Here is a 16335-nt window from a genome sequence, read left to right as displayed (position 1 = left end):
TTCTCGTCGATACAGCGAGGGCTGTACTGTTCAGTCCATGCTGACCAGTTCCTCGCGCGTCGACGTCTTCACCCGCCTGGGCCGGGCCATGGCCGACCCCAGCCGCGCGCGGATCCTGGCCGCTCTCACCGACGGCCCGGCCTACCCCGCCGAGCTCGCGGACGTCCTGGGGATGACGCGCTCGAACGTCTCGAACCACCTCGCGTGCCTCCGGGGTTGTGGGCTCGTGCTCGCCGAGACCGAGGGGCGCCGCACGCGGTACGCGATCGCCGACGCGCACCTCGCGCACGCGCTGACCGCCCTCGTCGAGGTGGTCCTCGCCGTCGACGACGGCACGCCGTGCGCGAACGACACGTGCGACGTACCGGGATGCTGCGCGGACTGCGACCCCGGGCCGGCCGCGCGGGCGATCGGCGACGACCGGATCGAGGTGCGCGCTTGAGCCGGGAGTGCTGCGGACCGGAGGACGACGCGCCGCGACCTGGCCTGTCCATCGGTGTGCGCCCCGCGGGCAGCACGCCCCCGCGCCCCGAGCCGGACGACTGCTGCGACCACGACGCCCCACCCCTCGACGCGGACGAGGACCAGTTCGTCGCCTGGTGGCGCGACCCTGCGCTGCGGCTGCCTGCTGCCTCCGGCGTGCTGCTGCTCACCGGATACGCCCTCGACTGGTCGGGCGCCGGGCCGGTGGCCAGCACCGTGGCGTTCGCGCTCGGGCTGGCCGCCGGGGCCTGGACGTTCGTGCCCGGTGCCCTGCGTCGACTCCGGCGCCGGCGGCTCGGGGTCGGCCTGCTGATGACCATCGCGGCTGCCGGCGCCGTGGTCCTGGGGCACGTCGCCGAGGCCGCGGCACTCGCGTTCCTGTTCTCCATCGCCGAGGCCCTCGAGGACCGGGCCATGGACCGCGCCAAGCACGGCCTGCGGGCGCTGCTGACGCTCATGCCGGAGACCGCCCGCCTCTCCCGCCTGGCCGGCGAGGTCGTCGTGCCTGCCCAGGACGTCCGCGAGCTCGATGTCCTGGTGGTGCGCCCGGGCGAGCGGGTCGCGACCGACGCCGTGGTCGTGACCGGGCGCAGCGCGGTGGACACCTCGGCGGTCACCGGTGAGTCCATCCCCGTCGAGGTCGGGCCTGGGGACGCCGTCCCGGCCGGCGCGGTCAACGGCACCGGGGCGCTCGAGCTCGAGGCGACCGCCGACGGCCGGGACAACTCGCTCACGACCATCGTGCGGCTCGTCGAGGAGGCGCACGCCCGCAAGGGCGAGCGGGCGCGGCTGGCTGACCGCATCGCCAAGCCCCTGGTCCCCGCGGTACTGGTGGTCGCCGCCGGTGTTGCTGTGCTCGGTTCGCTGCTGGGCGATCCGTCGGTCTGGATCGACCGCGCGCTGGTCGTGCTCGTGGCCGCTTCCCCGTGCGCGCTGGCGATCGCCGTGCCCGTCACGGTGATCTCCGCGATCGGATCGGCGAGCAGGTTCGGCGTCGCGATCAAGTCCGGCGAGGCGTTCGAGCAGCTGGGTGCCCTGCGCACGGTCGCCCTGGACAAGACCGGCACCCTGACCGTGAACCGGCCCGAGGTGGTGGACACCCGGACCATCGAGGGCACCACCCCCGAGCAGGTGCTGGCCTGGGCGGCCGCCGTCGAGGCACGCAGCGCGCACCCGCTGGCCCGCGCCCTGCTCACCGCGTCGCCCGGCGCAGGGACGGGCGAGGACGTCGTCGAGGAGCCCGGGCACGGGATCACGGGGACCGTCGGTGGTGTGCGCGTGCAGGTCGGCTCCACCCGCTGGCTCGAAGCGGGGTCCCTCACCGGTGCCCTGGACGCCATGGAGACCGCCGGCATGACCACCGTCGTCGTGCGCGCCGACGCACGCACCGTCGGCGTGATCGGGATCCGCGACGAGCTGCGCCCGGAGGCCGCCGAGGCCGTCGCCGCGCTGCACGCCGCCGGACTGCGGACCACCATGCTCACCGGCGACAACAGCCGCACCGCGCACGCCCTCGCCGCAGCCGCAGGCATCCAGGACGTGCGCGCCGAGCAGCGACCCGAGGACAAGGCCACCGCGGTCCTCGGACTGGGCCCCGGCACCGCGATGGTCGGCGACGGCGTGAACGACGCACCCGCGCTGGCCGCCGCGGACGTCGGCATCGCGATGGGCGCCACCGGCACCGCCGCCGCGGTCGAGTCCGCCGACGTCGCGTTCACCGGCAACGACCTGCGGCTGCTGCCCCGCGCCATTACCCACGCCCGACGCGGGCGACGCATCATGACCGGCAACATCGGCCTCGCGCTGCTCATCATCATCGCGCTGTTCCCCTTGGCCCTGACCGGCACGCTGGGCCTGGCAGGCGTCGTCCTCGTGCACGAGGTCGCCGAGGTCGTGGTCATCCTCAACGGCATCCGAGCCGCCCGCGTCACCACCCCGGGACCGCAAGCCGGCGCCGACCGCGCACTCGCCGCACCGGCGCCCGCGTGACGGCCCCCGCCACCGTCGCGACCGCAGCCGACGTCGGGTCCGCGTTCGCGACCACCGCGTTCTCCGGCCCCCTGCTGCTCGCCCTGCTCGTCTCGCTGGTCGCCGGCGCGGTGTCGTTCGCCTCACCCTGCGTCCTGCCGCTCGTCCCCGGCTACCTCGGATTCCTCAGCGGGCTGACCGCGCAGACCCTGCAGCCGGCCCGCGCGGTCGCAGGGCGCAGACCGGCCCCGCCGGCCCCCCGGCGCGGCCGGCTCACTCTCGGTGTCGCGCTGTTCGTGCTCGGGTTCGCCCTGGTGTTCGTCGCGCTCGGTGCCCTCGCGGGGTCGCTCGGCGGGGCGCTGCTGCGCTGGCAGGACCCGATCACCCGGGCACTCGGCGTGGTCGTGATCGTCATGGGCGTCGCGTTCCTCGGCGGCGTGCCGTTCCTCCAGCGCGAGGTCCGGGTGCACCGCCGTCCGCCGGCGACGCTGTGGGGCGCCCCCGTGCTCGGCGTGACGTTCGGGCTCGGCTGGACCCCGTGCATCGGCCCCACGCTCGCCGCCGTGATGGCCCTGTCCCTCGACGGCGGGTCACCCGCCCGGGGCGCCGTGCTGTCCGCCGCCTACGCCCTCGGGCTGGGCCTGCCGTTCGTGCTCCTCGCTCTCGGGCTCCAGCGCAGCAGCCGCCTGCTCGACATCGTGCGCCGTCGACGCCGCGCCATCTCCGTCGTGGGAGGAACCATGCTGGTGCTGATCGGGATCGCCCTGGTCACCGGCCTGTGGGGCCGGTGGGCGCAGAGCCTCCAGGGCCTGATCCTGATCTTCCAGCCCGTCGTGTGACGAGGGGCGCCCGAACCTTCAGCAGACCTTCATCGGCGAACGGGTGCTTCTCGCACCGATCCCGCGCAGGCGGCGGCGATGCTGCAAGGGCACAACCGCGGCGAGCCTGGAGGTCCTGTGAGCCGAGACGGGCGCCGTCCCGACGTCCTGCGTTGGCTCGACACCGAACCGACGCTCGACGAGCTGCGCCGGGTGTTCCCCCACGAGTGGGAGGACGTGCAGACGCGCCTGTCCGCCGCCGCGGAGGACGGTGAGACCGCGCTCCACGCCCTGGTCGCGGAGCTGAGCGCCCCCCGGGTCGGATCGCCCGACCGCCGCCGCAGGAAGGACGACTTGGTCGCCGACCAGGTCCGCCGGCAGATGCTCCTGCACGCCGTCCAACGTGCCGCGTTCACGGCCGAGGCGGGCGTCGACCGCTCCGAGATCGCGTTCGACCGGCTCAACGGCCAGATCCTGCAGCGGCTGTTCTTCCAGCGCGGGCTGGAGCGCAAGCCCGCCTCGACGCTCGCGTACGCGCTGCTGTGGCCGCTCGCGCGCCAACGCCGGTACGTCATGCCCCTGGTCCGCCCGCGCGGGGTGTACTGCTTCTACTCGGCGGCCCTCGTGCGCAGGCTCGCGAAGCTGATCGGCTCGCGCGAGACCCTCGAGATCGCCGCCGGCGACGGGACGCTCAGCCGGTTCCTGCGCCAGCGGGGTGTCGACGTCGTCGCGACCGACAACCACAGGTGGGCACGGTCCATCGACTACCCCGACGACGTCGTCCGCCAGGACGCCGTCGCGGCCCTGCGCGCCCGCCGCCCCCAGGTCGTGGTGTGCTCCTGGCCTCCCGTCGGCAACGCGTTCGAGCGCGAGGTGTTCCGCACCCCCAGTGTCGAGACCTACATCGTCATCGGCAGCACCCGCGAGACCGGCAGCGGGAACTGGTTCGACTACCGGCGCCAGACCGGGTTCACCTACGTCCGGGACCTCTCCATGGGCCGGCTCGTGCTCCCGCGGTACCAGGGCAACGCGGTGCTGATCTTCCAGCGCCGCGCCGCGGTGACGGGCTCCTGAAGGCCGCCGGTGCCCGAGACCGACAGCGCCAGTGAACCCGCCGTCGGGGAGATCCGTCCCCCGGGCGGTACCACGACCTCGGGAGGCGACCTGTGCCCGCCACGCTGAGACGAGACGTCCGGACCCACCTGCGGGCGGCGGGTTCGCTCGCTTCCACGGGTCTGCTCCTGGTGCTGACCGTCCTGCCCGCCGACGGGTCGCGGGCGGTCGAGGTGCCCCCTTCCCCCGCGGCGACCGAGAGCGCCGACCCCGGCAGAATCGTGCCGACGACCGCGCCCGCGCCCGGGACCGCGCCCGCGGCGGCCGAGCGGCTGCCGTTCGACCTGCGATGGGCGCTCGTCGGACTCGGCATGGCCGCCATCGCGGCCGCGCCCTCGGCCGTCCTGCACCGGCGCGACCGCCCGCCCCGCTCGCGCGACTAGCACCGGGAGCACGGCCCCGACCGTCACCGTCGACGGCGCAGGTACCAGATCCGCGTCCCGGTCGAGCAGACGAACAGCACGACGACCCCAGCGGCCGTCGAAGCGAGGCTGCTCGTCAAAACGCCGGTGAGGGTCAGGGCGCCGCCCGCGACGAGTGCCACGACGATCAGGACGATCGCAGAACGGTCGTCCTGCGGGGGCCGGCGCCGGTCCGGCACGGCGCGATCGTCGCGCGGGCCGCGACGGCGTGGCAGCAGTGGGCGGCGCACGCGTCAGATGCCCGAGTAGGAGTGCTTGCCGTTGATGAACAGGTTCACCACCGTGAAGTTCGCGATCACGAGGGCATACCCGACGTACACCAGGAAGGTTGCGCGTCGCCCCTGCCAACCCCGCGTCGTCCGCGCGTGCAGGTACGCCGCGTACACCACCCAGGCGACGAAGGTCGCGACCTCCTTGGGGTCCCAGCCCCAGTACCGGCCCCACGCCTGCTCGGCCCAGATCGCCCCGCCGATCAGCGTGAGCGTCCACAGCACGAACGCGATCGCGTTCAGCCGGAACGACAACGCCTCGAGCCGGACCGCGGTCGGCACCGTGCGCAGCCACGACCACGCCGGCCCGGTGATCCGCCACCTCCGCAGCGAACGCCGCAGCTCGTCGCCCGCGCGCCACGGGCGGTCCAGCCGCGACCGTCCCGACTCGCGGGCGTCCTGCAGGACCTGCAGCACCGACGTCGCGAACGCGACCGTGAAGATCCCGGTCGCCACGACCGCGATGCTCACGTGGATCACCAGCCAGTAGCTCTGCAACGCCGGCTGCACCGCGTCCGCCCTCAGGTAGAACGAGTTCTGCGCCACGATCAACGCCAGCACGGCGATGCCGGTCACCAGCACCCCGACGAAGGGAACCGTGCGCGTGCGCCGCACCCCGAGGAACACCAGCGCCGCCACGAGGATCCCGAAGATCGTGAACTCGTACATGTTCGCGGTCGGCCACCTGCCCGCCGCCACCCCGCGCAGCGCCACACCAGCCAGCAGCAGCGCGGTCGCCACGGTCGCCGTTGACCGCGCGATGCCGGCCGCTCGCCCGCCCGGCACCGAGGGTGCCGGGTCCTGCGAGGCAAGAGCGTCAGCGCCCCCGGCTCCGGCCCCGACCGCTGCGAGACGGCGCTGCGAGCGGGCCGACGCGTCGGCGACCCGGGCGAGCGCGGCGGAGTACGCCACCAGGGCGATGGTGTACGCCGTCACCGCTCCCCACACGAGCAGCGTGCTGAGGTCTCCGAGGGGCACGCCGGTCAGCCGATCCGGATGAACAGCGGATCGGACTGCCAGATCTCGCGGATCTGCACGGACTTGCCCGGAACGGGGGCGTCGACCTGGAGGTTCCCGCCGGCGTAGATCGCGATGTGACCCGGCGACCAGATCAGGTCACCTGGCTGCGCCTGGTCCCGGGGCACGACCGTGCCGGCGTCCCGCTGCGCGGTGGAGGTGCGCGGGATGGTGATCCCGGCCTGTGCGTAGACGTAGGAGGTGAACCCGGAGCAGTCGAACCCGCTCGGGGTGGTGCCGCCGTAGACGTAGGGCACTCCCACCAGACCGGAGGCGAGCTCGACGACGACGCTGCCGTTCGCGCTGGCCGGTGGCGGAGCGCCGATCGACGCCGCAGGGGCGGGCGGTGCCTCTGCCCGGGCGTTGCTGCGCGAGGCCGCCTCCTGCCGGGCGGGTCGTTCCTCGACGACGGGCGGCGGAGGGGGCGGGGTGACGGCGGCCGTCGCGGGGTTCTCGAACGTCCAGATCGCACCGGCAGGCGACGCCGCGACCGGCGCCGCGTCGACGACCGCGCGAGCGGCAGCGGTGAGCGGGGCCAGGTCGACCGCCGTCAGCCTCGCGTCGTTCTCGGACGGCGTCGCCGCGGACGCAGGGACCGCGAGCAGCGAGACGGCGAGGCCGGACGTGGCCACGACCGCCCCCGTCCGGCGGCCCGTGGCAGCCAGGGCGGCCTGGGTCACGTCACGGGCGTCCGACAACGGTGTGCGGGTGGGTCCCGCCGAGCGGTGGCGGGAGCGCGGGTGAGCGGGAGAGGTCATGGGAGGGCTCCGACCGCCTGCGAGGTGAGCTGTCGGGTTCGGGCTGGAGCAGCCCGGCCGGTCGCAGCACGACCGGCTTCACCCCGAGGGCACGCGTGCCCGTGGAACCTGGGTCCCCCGCTCCTGCCGAACGGTCTGGTCGGGCGTCGCGGTGGCAGGATTCGGCGGGTGCGACGCCCGTCCGGGTGACACCCGGACTCGACGACGTTAGGTCGTCGACCGGACGGGCGGTCCCTCCACGGGGGAACCTTCAGCAGACCTTCATCGGCCTGAGTACCCGTCCGGCGCGGATCACGGCGGGTCGGGAGCGATGCAACGTCGGGACAGCACCCAGACCAGGAGGATCCGTGAGCCGAGGCCGCGGCCGCCTGCAGGACGCGATGCACTAGCTCGCGACCGAACCGCCTCTGGAGGAGCTCCGCTGCGCGTACCCACAGGTGTGGGGCGACGTCGAGGAACAGCTGACTACAGCGGTCGCCTGCGGGAGCGAGGGCCTGCACCGACTGGTCACCGAGGCCAGCGCACCGCGGACGGGAACGACCGAACCGCCGCGCGTCAGCGAAGGACGCCGTGGCCGCGGAGATGCGCCGGGAGATGATCCTGCATGCTGTCCAGCGTGCGGCCTTCACCGCCGAGAGTGGCGTCGACCAATCGCAGATCCAGCTCGACCGGTTTAACGGCTGGGTGCAACGGCTGTTCTTCCGCTGCGGGCTGCAACGCAAGCCGGTGTCGCTCGCGCTGCACGCACCGCTATGGCCGTTGGCCCGCCAGCGCCGGTACGTGATGCCCCTGGTGTGACCGCGGGGCGTGTATTGCTTCTACTCCGGTGCGCTGCTGCGCCGTGTTCCCCGGCTGATCGCCGGGCGTGAGGTCCTGGAGATCGCCGCCGGCGACGGCACGCTCGCCGGGTTCCTGCGAGAGCGCGGCGAGGACGTCGTCGCGACCGAGAAACTACAGCTGGACCCGGTCGATTGAGTACAGCGACGACGTCGTGAAGCAGGACGCGATCACCGCGCTGCGCACTCGTGCGCCGCGGATGGTCGTCTGTTCGTGGCCGCCGGTCGGGAACTCCTTCGAGCGGGAGGTGTTCCGCACACCGAGCGTCGAGACGTACATCGTCATCGGCAGCTCGCGCGAGACGGGCAGTGGCAACGGGTACGACTACCGCCGGCGGACGGGGTTCTCGTTCGTCCACGACCACCACCTCACGCGGCTGATGCTGCCGCGCTACCAAGACAACGCCGTTCTGGTGTTCCAGCGCCGGGACCAGCTGGCGTGACCGGGCACCGTTCTCAGCGGTGGTGCGGCGGGATCTCGTAGGCCAGGTGCTCGCTGTGCAGCAACACGTTGGTGACCAGCAGATCGACGTGCTCGTTCGTGAGCGAGTACCGGATCGTCGTCCCGTCCCGCCGTGAACCGACCAGCCGCCCGGCCCGGAGTTTCGCAAGGTGCTGGGAAACCCCTGGGGTGGGGCGACCCAGCTCCTCGGCAAGCGTCGTGACGGACTTCTCCACGCCTCCGCGCAGCGTCGCCAAGATGGCCAGACGGGTCCCGTCGGCGAGCAGCCGTGCCACCTCCGCAGCATGCATCAGCGTCTCGCTCGACGGGGCCAGGTCTGGCGTCGTCTCAAGGTCGGTCATCGCGGTCATCATCGCACGGAGCTCTCGAATGGCACCTGAGTCCGTACCGAGGGCCAGAGCACGACAGCGCCCACAGTCGCGCCCGCCGCGATGACCGCCAGGACCACCGCCGTCGGAACCAGCCCGACTGCCCCGAGCCACCCTGCCAGGGGGTAGGTGATCAGCCAGCATGCGTGGGACAGCGAGAACTGCGCCGCGAACGCGGCCGGCAGATCCTCGCGGTCGACCGACCGGCGGATGATCCGTCCGACCGGTGTCTGAACCGCCGCGGACCCCAGCCCGAGGATGAACCACAGCGCACCAACAGCCACCAGCCCCGCCCGCGCGGGGCCGCTGGCCAGAGCGACCGGCACGAGTGCCAGCGTGACGGTTAGTGCGAGCGCACCGCTGAGCATGACCCGACGCTCACTCGCGCGTCGCAGCACACGAGGCAGCAGCAGCGCGCTCAGCATCGACCCGGCGCCGTTCATTGCGAGCACAACCGGGACGACGCTCTCGCTCTGCTCGAACGTCGAGCGCACCACCACGACGGTCTGCACGATGACGAACGCGCCCGACGCGGCGACCGCCAGATTCAGCAGCAAGACGGGGCGCATCTCCCGCAGCCTGACGAACAGGCGCATTCCGCGCTGAACACGGTTCCAGAAGGGTCCGACGTCACTGCCGGGCAGCGTTGCGCGGTGCGGGATCACCGTGGCCGCGACCAGCAGAGCCGAGGCGGCGAACCCGATCGCTGTTCCGAAGAACAGCGTCGAGGACGACACGAGCAGCAGCAGAGCACCAGCCAGGACCGGTGAAAGCACCGACTCCAAGTCGTAGGCGAGCCGCGACAGGGACAGAGCGGAGGTGTAATCCTCCTCGTCCGGCAGGACATCGGGGATCACCGACTGGAACGTGGGCGTGAACGTCGCCGACGACGCCTGGAGCACGAAGATCAGGACGTAGACCTGCCAGACGTCGGTGACGAAAGGCAGCGCCAGCGCGACGAGCAGCCGAAGCACGTCCGCCCCGATCATCACAGCCCGGCGCGGGAGTCGAGCGACGAGCGCGTTGGCAACGGGTGCGACGAACACGTACGCGACCATCTTGATCGCGAACGCCGTCCCCAGCACCGCGCCCGCGCCCTCGCCCGCGATGTCGTAGGCAAGCAGGCCGAGCGCGACGGTTGCAAGGCCGGTTCCGGCCAGGGCTACGACCTGGGCGATGAAGAGCTGACGGTAGGCGCGGTTGCGCAGGACCTGGATCACGGATCAGGAGCGTACAGAGATGTGCACATGTGCGCAACTACGAATCTGCTCATGTGGGTCACTTCAGGGCTCGGAGATCGACACCTCGAACCCCGCGGACCTGCGGGGATCGGCGAACCCGGAAACGGTCGCGCTCTTCCAGTCGATCTCCAGGGCCTGGACCGACCCGTAGTTTGGCCGGGACGTCGCCGGCGTCACCTGCACCTGGTAGCCCCTTGCGCGCATCTGCTCGGCGATACCGTCGGTTTCTAGGCGCAGTCGGCCGTTGTCGAGGATGAACCGGTCGACCGGCACCGCCTCCTCCAGGCTCAAGCCGTGCAGCGCCCACAACGTGACGACCTGCGCGGTGGTGTTCGGGATCTGCCGCCCGCCGGGCGCCCCGATCACCAGGACGGGCCGGTACTCGTCGTCGACGACCATGGACGGCGAGCTCCAGGTGACCGACCGGCGTCCGGGCGCGGGGGTGTTCTGGCCTTGCACGCCGATGTCCCCGAACCGAGAGATCTGGTCGTTCATGAAGAACCCGGCGACGTACTGCCCGGATCCCCAGTAGTTAGTGATCGTGTTCGTCATCGACACACCGACCCCGTCCGCGTCCACGACGGAGATGTGGGTGGTGTTGAGCGCACCGGAGTACTCGGCGCCCGTGCTGGAGGTGACCGAGGCATCCGCGAGGGTCGCCGCGACGGCCGCATTCGCTGCGGGGTCCGTGAGGATCTCGACCGGGACGTCGACGAAGTCGGGGTCACCGAAGTACTGCTGCACCGAGGTGTCGGCGACCTGCCAGGCACGGGACTGCAGGTCGGCGAACTCGGCCGACCCCGGCTCGGTGTTCGCTATGCCGGCCGCCTCGGCGATCTGAACCATCTGGATGATCGCGGCCCCCGGCAACGCCGGCGCCCCGGACAGCATCGTGTAGTCACCGACCGGGCCCGCGGCTGGCTCACCCTCCTGCACGGTGTACGCCGCGAGCGAGACGGCATCGACGCCATCGACGGCTGCGGCCATCGCAGCGGCGAGCTCGTCGGCGTACCCGGCACCGGGTCCCGTGTCGGCTATCCGCTGCATCGTGGCCGCGAGCTCGGACTGGACCAGCAGATCTCCCTCGACCAGCGGCGCACCGTCAGCGCGGCGGAACTGCGGCAGCGAGGCTGTCACCTGCCGTCCGAGGTTCGACGCGAGCGACCCTGCGAGGTATGCCGACACCGGGGCGCCGTCTCGCGCGAGCGCGATCGCCGGCTGGAGGAGCTCGTCCCAGTCCAGGCGCCCGTACTCCTCGTACAAGGTGGTCATCCCGGCGAGGAAGCCAGGGATGCCCGTTCCGGACGCGGGGACGACACCGGACTGGTTGACGACCTCGCGGTAGTCGTAGTTCCGGGCAGCGCCGTCGGCGACGACGATCGTCACCCCTCCTCCGCCGATGCCGGAGGACGCCGGCTGCATGACGGCGTCGGCGAACGCGGCAGCGATCGCCGCATCCACGGCGGACCCCCCGGCCTCGAGGACCTGCATGCCCGCCCGGCTGGCGAGGGGGTGCCCCGAGCTCACCCCGTAGGACCCAAGCTCGGGTTCAGGCTCGCGCGCCGGGCTCGGGGGTGCGGCCTCGGTCGGATCGAGGCTGAACGTCGGGGGAGCAGGCTCGTCGGTGCCGGTGCATCCGGCGACGACGAGGACGGCCAGTGCCGTGGTAACGGCAGCAGCTGTGTGCAGCAGGTGTGGACGGTTCATCGGCGTCTCCTCATCTCAGGCGGCGTCGGGGCGGGGGTGCGGTCGGATCCGGGTCGTGGAGGTCGCGGCCCGCGCGTGACGGGGCGGAGCCACTCGGCACGCAGCAGCCGTTCGAGAGGCCCGATCCCAACGGCGCGTCGCCACATGACCGCGGCGGCGACGAGGGCCAAGGCCATCGCGGCGCTGACCGCGATGCCCTGGGCGAACGTGAAGCCGTCGGGCGGGGTGATGAAGGCGAGGACGACGACGTGGACCACGTAAAGGGTCAGGGCGAGCTGGCCCGCGGCCACCAGGGGCGACGCGGCCCAGGCGAGCTGGTCCCAGAAGCGCACCAGTGCGGCGACGACGAACACCGCACCACCGACGCTGCTGATCAACCACAGCGGCATCTGCCCATGGGCGACGCCGGTCAGCAGCCTGGCGTACCCGCTGTCAGCCCCCGCTCCGAGCACCGCCGGCGCGATCCGGGCGAGCAGGAACGCACCGACCGCGGCCGATCCGCCGACCACCATCAGGCGGTTGCTGGTGGTCCGGCGGGTCAGGTCGAGGCTCGCGAGCCACATCCCGACGAGGAACGGCACGACCCAGCTCAGCAGGGGGTAGCGCCCGGACAGCAGCAGGCTGTGCGCGATCACGCCGAGCGAGTCCCCCCACGCCACGGGTGTGCCCAGGTGCCGTCCGCCTTCGACCACGACGTGAGCGACAAGGAGCACAGGACCAATCACGGTGCACGCGACGGCCAGGCCAAGCAGGTAGCGAGGGCGCATGCGTTGCAGGCCGAGGATCAGGACGAACAGAACGCCATACAGGGGCAGGATCACCCCGACGTCGTCGCTGACGAGCTGGAGCGCGAGGCCGCCGGAGAGGAAGACCATCGCCCGCCACACCAGGGTCGGCCAGCGCCGCACGTCGTCGCGGCGCGACCGCAGATACAGCGCCATGCTGATGCCCGCAACGACGACGAACAGGATGGACGCACGCCCGTAGGGCAGCAGGTACAGCCGCCGCCACCCGCTGTCGGCATCGAGCGGCCCGACGTTGACCATGATCATCCCGATCAGCGCCAACCCTCTCGCCGCGTCGAGTCCGAGCACCCGCCCTCGGGAGGCAGCGGGAGCGGTCATGGGGTCTCCGATTCGAGCGCAGGAGGCAGGTCACCCACGCGCCCTGTCGGCTGTCACGACGGGGCGCCGCCTTCTGACATTCGATCGACGCAACCAGCGAGACGCGGGATCGCCGACATTAACGAGCACGAGACGCGCAGACGTCGTGTCGCCCGCTGCCTTCAGCAGACCTTCATCTTCAGTGCGGACGACCGCCCGAGCGCGGCTAGAGCGAACCGAAGCGTGCTTCAAGTGCAGCACCGTGGGCAGGGAGGTCCTCGGCTGCGCTCAGAACTCGCACGACGTCCCGGACCGCGCCCAGGGATGACTGGGGATACCGCACGCTCTGCACTCCGCGCAGGTACGAGTACACCGAAAGCCCCGAAGCCGACGTGGCGGTGCCCCCGGTCGGCAGGACGTGGTTCGACCCGGCGCTGTAGTCCCCAAGCGTCACGGGCGTGGTCGCACCGATGAAGATGGCCCCTGCGTGGCGAATCTGCCCGGCGAGTTCGTCCGCTTCGACCGCGTGGATCTCAAGGTGCTCCGCGGCGTACGCGTTGCAGAACGCGACCCCGTGGAGCATGTCATCGACGAGGACGACGGCCGACTGGCGCCCCCCGAGCGCCGCTCGCACGCGCGCACTGTGCGGCGTCAGCGCGACCTGGCGCTGCAGTTCGACCTGAACGAGCTCTTCCAGCTCGGCCGAGTCAGTGACGAGCACTGCGGCGGCGCGTTCATCGTGCTCGGCCTGGCAGACCATGTCCGCGACGATCAGGGCGGGGTCTGCGAGCGCGTCCGCCAGGATCATGACCTCCGTCGCCCCCGCCTCCATGTCGACCGCGACGTCGCCCCGCACGAGCCTCTTCGCGGCTGCGACGTAGTCGTTTCCAGGGCCGGTGATGAGATCAACAGGCTCGAGGCCAAGTCCAGGGTCGTCGTCGGTGAGCCCGTAAGCGAGGGACGCGACCGCCTGTGCCCCACCGATGGCGTAGACCTCACGGATCCCGAGCATTGCCGCTGTGGCAAGCACCGTGGGGTGCGGGAGGCCGTCGTTCTCAGACTGGGGCGGACTAGCGAGCACGATCGATCCGACACCCGCGACCTGTGCGGGGACGACGTTCATGACAACGGACGACGGGTAGACGGCCTTGCCGCCGGGGACGTAGACGCCTGCTCGGTCGACAGGGTGCCAGTTGAGTGCGACTTGCGCCCCTCCCTCGTACTGCACCAGCACCGGTGCCGGCTGCTGCGCGGACGCGAACCGTCGGGCACGCTCAACGATCGCCTCCACCGCTTCCCGAAGATCAACGGACATCGCCCGCAGCGCCTCGTCCAGAGCACTTTCCGGGACCCGGAGAACACTCTGCTGGACGCCGTCGAAACGGGCGGAGAACTCAAGGACCGCACTGGAACCGCGCTCGCGAACAGCTCTGACGACATCGGCAGCGGCCGGGGCCACAGAGGACTCCCCGACCGCCGCCCTGGGGACCGCCGAACGAACTGCGGCGCGCGTAGCCGCGACATCACGGAAGTCCACGAGCCGAACCCGGTTGTTGCTATCGACGTCCATCGCTTCTCTTTCTGACCGGTCGCGCTGTCGCGGAGTTCGGGATCAGCAGGTCCGCGCCTGTCCTGCATGTGGGGGCCTGGACGCGTCCGGCACGACAGACGTGCCTGGCTCGGACAGCGTCCGACACCAGGTCCTGAATGGGGTCAAACCGCGAAGCGTTGCGCTCGCGGCACCAGCAGGGCTGTGCTCGTTCAGCCGTGGTGCGGGGGAACCCCGCATGCGATGTGCTCGCTGTGCCGGAGCACGTTGACCATCAGCAGCTCGACGTGCTTGCCGTTCGCCGAGTAGAGGACCATCGTTCCGACACGGCGCGAGGTCACCAAGCAACCCGCGCGCAGCCTGGCCAGGTGCTGCGAGATGCCAGCGGGCGGTCGGCCGAGTTCACTGGCCAGCGCAGAAACCGATCTCTCGCGCCCACCACTCAGCGCGACCAGAATCGCCAAGCGGGTGCGATCTGCCAGCAGCGCTGTGACCCCGACGGCGTGCTCGAGCGTGGCGCGCTCCGCCCCCCGATGATCTGTGACCGAATGTCGGCCGACCGTCACCATCAGCGATCCCCTGCCCCAAGTCACCTCACGCACGCGGCAGTGCGCGTTCACGAGTCCGCTTGCGGTCGACGTTTGTTCGTTGTGCGCCTGGTCGTCTCCGTGAGCACCTGGAGGACGCGCGAGACGCCGGAGCCCCACTGCTGCGGCCACGAGGGGTGCCCCTGTATACGACCGCGATGTGCAGCTAGCCGCGGAGAGTGGGTCACGCAGCCAACGTACTACTTGTTGCGCATCTGCGCACGCATCTATTGTCGTAGGTGTTCGCACGAGCGAGGTCGAACCGGCGTCAGACCCGGTCGAGCGCCCCGGCGAGGAGTCGCTTGACCACTCGCCGGGGCGGGCCAGCAGACCTCAGGCAACCACGGCCATGGCGCCGCGGTGCATCGCGCCCTCGTGCTCGACGTGACCAGGCTCCTCCATCTGAAGGGTGGCGTGCTCGATCTGGAAGTGCTCGCGCAGGTGCTCGCTGAGCTCGTCGAGGATCTCGGCGCCCCGTCCGTCGAGCCTGCCGCGCTCATCAAGGACGATGTGAGCGGACATCACCGGAACCCCGCTGGTGAGTGCCCACACGTGCAGACTGTGCACCGCGGCCACTCCATCGATGCCCTCGATCTCCGCGCGAACATCGTCGATGTCGATCCCCGCGGGCACCCCCTGGAGGATGATGTTCACGGCCTGGCGCAGCAGCATGAACGCACGCGGCAGGATGATCACGCCGATGGCCGCTGCAGCCAGAGCGTCGCCTCGGTTCCACCCCGTGGTGACGTTCAGGATGCCGGAGATGATGATCGCGGCGGCTCCGATCCCGTCGCTCATGACCTCGAGGAACGCGGCCTTGACGTTCAGGCTCTCCTTCGCGCCACGACTGAGCAGGATCAAGGAGATAGAAGCACCGACCAGGCCAACGACGGCGAAGGCGATCACGCCTTCACCAGCGACCTCCGGCGGGTTGATCCACCGCTCGACAGCCTCGAACAGGATGAAGCCCCCGAGCGCGAAGAGGAGCAGGCAGTTGATGAGCACGGCCACGATCTCGGCTCGCATCATCCCGTACGTGCGCTTCTTCGAGGGCTTGCGGACGGCGAGGAACGTCGCGATGAGCGCGATGAGGATGCCACTGCCGTCGACGGCCATGTGCATCGCCTCTGCCATGAGAGCCAGGCTGTCGGTGAGCGCCGCGCCGATGACCTCCGCGACGATGATCGACAGGTAGATGCCCAGAACCATCATCAGCCGACGGCGGTAGCCGCTCGTCGCGGTCTGCACGCCCCCGCCGCTTGCGGCGCCGTGGTCGTGGTTGTGTCCGAGTCCCATGACCGGTTACTTCCTTCCGTGTTCGGAACAGCGAGCTCCGCACCAGCTGCATCTGGCACCGAGGAGGCGTCGGGCGGTTTCGCGCACCAGCGGGACGTGATGGCACGAGAGGCGGCCGTCGTCAGGTGCCGTGGCGAGCAGCGAGCGCGGCCCGATGAGCATCGATCGGTCGAGTCGCGCGGCCGCCGGCGGGGCGACTGGTGTCGGCCTCAGCGGTGATCGTGGATCTCGGCGCGCTGCTCAAGACATGAACACTTGTTCACATGAACGACTGTACATATATTGCGGGCGCCTGTCTAGCCGTCGCACCTCCTGCACCCCCGGCACGAGCCCCGGT

Annotated in this window: 18 protein-coding genes and 1 riboswitch; of the genes, 8 read left to right on the top strand and 10 right to left on the bottom strand. The window is 71.2% G+C overall.

Annotated features, from left to right (window positions below; genetic code table 11):
- The first annotated feature begins 37 nt into the window (after positions 1 to 37).
- The 5 genes from MHY85_RS02185 (at position 38) to MHY85_RS02165 (ending at position 4765) form a co-directional block, all read left to right on the top strand.
- Complete coding sequence (locus tag MHY85_RS02185) at positions 38 to 442, top strand: helix-turn-helix transcriptional regulator (protein ID WP_239192541.1); 405 nt, start codon at positions 38 to 40, stop codon at positions 440 to 442.
- A complete protein-coding gene (locus tag MHY85_RS02180; RefSeq protein ID WP_374232674.1) occupies positions 439 to 2472 on the top strand; it encodes a heavy metal translocating P-type ATPase in 2034 nt (677 codons plus the stop codon). The genes MHY85_RS02185 and MHY85_RS02180 overlap by 4 nt, the downstream gene beginning before the upstream one ends.
- Positions 2469 to 3290, top strand: coding sequence for a cytochrome c biogenesis CcdA family protein (locus MHY85_RS02175; protein WP_239192538.1), 822 nt, complete (start codon positions 2469 to 2471; stop codon positions 3288 to 3290). Before MHY85_RS02180 ends, MHY85_RS02175 begins: the two co-directional genes overlap by 4 nt.
- A 117-nt stretch (positions 3291 to 3407) precedes the next feature.
- The gene (locus MHY85_RS02170) at positions 3408 to 4343 is read left to right on the top strand and encodes a hypothetical protein (RefSeq protein WP_239192535.1); all 936 of its coding nucleotides are present in this window, start codon (positions 3408 to 3410) and stop codon (positions 4341 to 4343) included.
- Between the two features lie 92 nt (positions 4344 to 4435).
- Positions 4436 to 4765, top strand: coding sequence for a hypothetical protein (locus MHY85_RS02165; RefSeq protein ID WP_239192532.1), 330 nt, complete (start codon positions 4436 to 4438; stop codon positions 4763 to 4765).
- 23 nt (positions 4766 to 4788) lie between these two features.
- Here MHY85_RS02165 and MHY85_RS02160 read toward each other — a convergent pair whose 3' ends face one another.
- From MHY85_RS02160 to MHY85_RS02150, 3 genes are read right to left on the bottom strand one after another with little or no spacing between them, the layout of a single operon-like run.
- The gene (locus tag MHY85_RS02160; RefSeq protein WP_239192529.1) at positions 4789 to 4983 is read right to left on the bottom strand and encodes a hypothetical protein; all 195 of its coding nucleotides are present in this window, start codon (positions 4981 to 4983) and stop codon (positions 4789 to 4791) included.
- Positions 4984 to 5037: 54 nt separating this feature from the next.
- Positions 5038 to 6051 carry a c-type cytochrome biogenesis protein CcsB gene (ccsB, locus tag MHY85_RS02155; protein ID WP_239192527.1) on the bottom strand — a complete coding sequence of 338 codons (1014 nt, stop codon included), beginning with the start codon at positions 6049 to 6051 and terminating at the stop codon, positions 5038 to 5040.
- Between the two features lie 5 nt (positions 6052 to 6056).
- Positions 6057 to 6770 (bottom strand): C40 family peptidase, encoded by a 714-nt coding sequence (locus MHY85_RS02150; RefSeq protein ID WP_308191297.1) that lies wholly within the window; start codon positions 6768 to 6770, stop codon positions 6057 to 6059.
- Between the two features lie 92 nt (positions 6771 to 6862).
- Positions 6863 to 7015, bottom strand: a riboswitch (cyclic di-AMP (ydaO/yuaA leader).
- Positions 7016 to 7418: 403 nt separating this feature from the next.
- Here MHY85_RS02150 and MHY85_RS02145 point away from each other — a divergent pair.
- Genes MHY85_RS02145 through MHY85_RS02135 form a run of 3 tightly spaced genes read left to right on the top strand, consistent with a single transcriptional unit; the run spans position 7419 to position 8127 of the window.
- Positions 7419 to 7646 (top strand): hypothetical protein, encoded by a 228-nt coding sequence (locus tag MHY85_RS02145; RefSeq protein ID WP_239192524.1) that lies wholly within the window; start codon positions 7419 to 7421, stop codon positions 7644 to 7646.
- A gap of 9 nt (positions 7647 to 7655) precedes the next feature.
- The gene (locus MHY85_RS02140) at positions 7656 to 7823 is read left to right on the top strand and encodes a class I SAM-dependent methyltransferase (protein ID WP_239192523.1); all 168 of its coding nucleotides are present in this window, start codon (positions 7656 to 7658) and stop codon (positions 7821 to 7823) included.
- Between the two features lie 16 nt (positions 7824 to 7839).
- Complete coding sequence (locus MHY85_RS02135; RefSeq protein ID WP_239192521.1) at positions 7840 to 8127, top strand: hypothetical protein; 288 nt, start codon at positions 7840 to 7842, stop codon at positions 8125 to 8127.
- 13 nt (positions 8128 to 8140) lie between these two features.
- Here the strand turns inward: MHY85_RS02135 and MHY85_RS02130 are convergent, their stop codons facing one another.
- The 7 genes from MHY85_RS02130 to MHY85_RS02100 all read right to left on the bottom strand — a co-directional run bounded on the left by MHY85_RS02130 (position 8141) and on the right by MHY85_RS02100 (position 15950).
- A complete protein-coding gene (locus tag MHY85_RS02130; RefSeq protein WP_239192518.1) occupies positions 8141 to 8488 on the bottom strand; it encodes a metalloregulator ArsR/SmtB family transcription factor in 348 nt (115 codons plus the stop codon).
- A gap of 8 nt (positions 8489 to 8496) precedes the next feature.
- The gene (locus MHY85_RS02125) at positions 8497 to 9735 is read right to left on the bottom strand and encodes an MFS transporter (RefSeq protein ID WP_239192515.1); all 1239 of its coding nucleotides are present in this window, start codon (positions 9733 to 9735) and stop codon (positions 8497 to 8499) included.
- A 63-nt stretch (positions 9736 to 9798) separates the two neighbouring features.
- Positions 9799 to 11247, bottom strand: coding sequence for a gamma-glutamyltransferase (locus MHY85_RS02120; protein WP_239192512.1), 1449 nt, complete (start codon positions 11245 to 11247; stop codon positions 9799 to 9801).
- A 212-nt stretch (positions 11248 to 11459) separates the two neighbouring features.
- Positions 11460 to 12587, bottom strand: a complete 1128-nt coding sequence (locus tag MHY85_RS02115) for a DUF418 domain-containing protein (protein WP_239192510.1) — start codon at positions 12585 to 12587, stop codon at positions 11460 to 11462.
- 205 nt (positions 12588 to 12792) lie between these two features.
- A complete protein-coding gene (gene hisD / locus MHY85_RS02110; protein ID WP_239192508.1) occupies positions 12793 to 14136 on the bottom strand; it encodes a histidinol dehydrogenase in 1344 nt (447 codons plus the stop codon).
- A gap of 191 nt (positions 14137 to 14327) precedes the next feature.
- A complete protein-coding gene (locus tag MHY85_RS02105) occupies positions 14328 to 14684 on the bottom strand; it encodes a helix-turn-helix transcriptional regulator (RefSeq protein ID WP_239192506.1) in 357 nt (118 codons plus the stop codon).
- Between the two features lie 351 nt (positions 14685 to 15035).
- Positions 15036 to 15950 carry a cation diffusion facilitator family transporter gene (locus MHY85_RS02100; protein WP_239192503.1) on the bottom strand — a complete coding sequence of 305 codons (915 nt, stop codon included), beginning with the start codon at positions 15948 to 15950 and terminating at the stop codon, positions 15036 to 15038.
- Between the last annotated feature and the right edge of the window lie 385 nt (positions 15951 to 16335).

The organism is Cellulomonas sp. ACRRI, assembly GCF_022346185.1.
Classification (GTDB): Bacteria; Actinomycetota; Actinomycetes; order Actinomycetales; family Cellulomonadaceae; genus Cellulomonas.
The sequence above is the reverse complement of the archived record's forward strand: the minus strand, read 5'-3'. Positions and strand labels throughout refer to the sequence as shown.

Bases quoted from the DNA above. Each gene is read 5' to 3' on its own strand.
- MHY85_RS02185 (WP_239192541.1), top strand. From the start codon at position 38: ATGCTGACCAGTTCCTCGCGCGTCGACGTCTTCACCCGCCTGGGCCGG.
- MHY85_RS02130 (WP_239192518.1), bottom strand. From the start codon at position 8,488: ATGACCGACCTTGAGACGACGCCAGACCTGGCCCCGTCGAGCGAGACG.
- MHY85_RS02120 (WP_239192512.1), bottom strand. From the start codon at position 11,247: ATGCAGGTCCTCGAGGCCGGGGGGTCCGCCGTGGATGCGGCGATCGCT.
- MHY85_RS02115 (WP_239192510.1), bottom strand. From the start codon at position 12,587: ATGACCGCTCCCGCTGCCTCCCGAGGGCGGGTGCTCGGACTCGACGCG.
- hisD (WP_239192508.1), bottom strand. From the start codon at position 14,136: ATGGACGTCGATAGCAACAACCGGGTTCGGCTCGTGGACTTCCGTGAT.
- MHY85_RS02105 (WP_239192506.1), bottom strand. From the start codon at position 14,684: ATGGTGACGGTCGGCCGACATTCGGTCACAGATCATCGGGGGGCGGAG.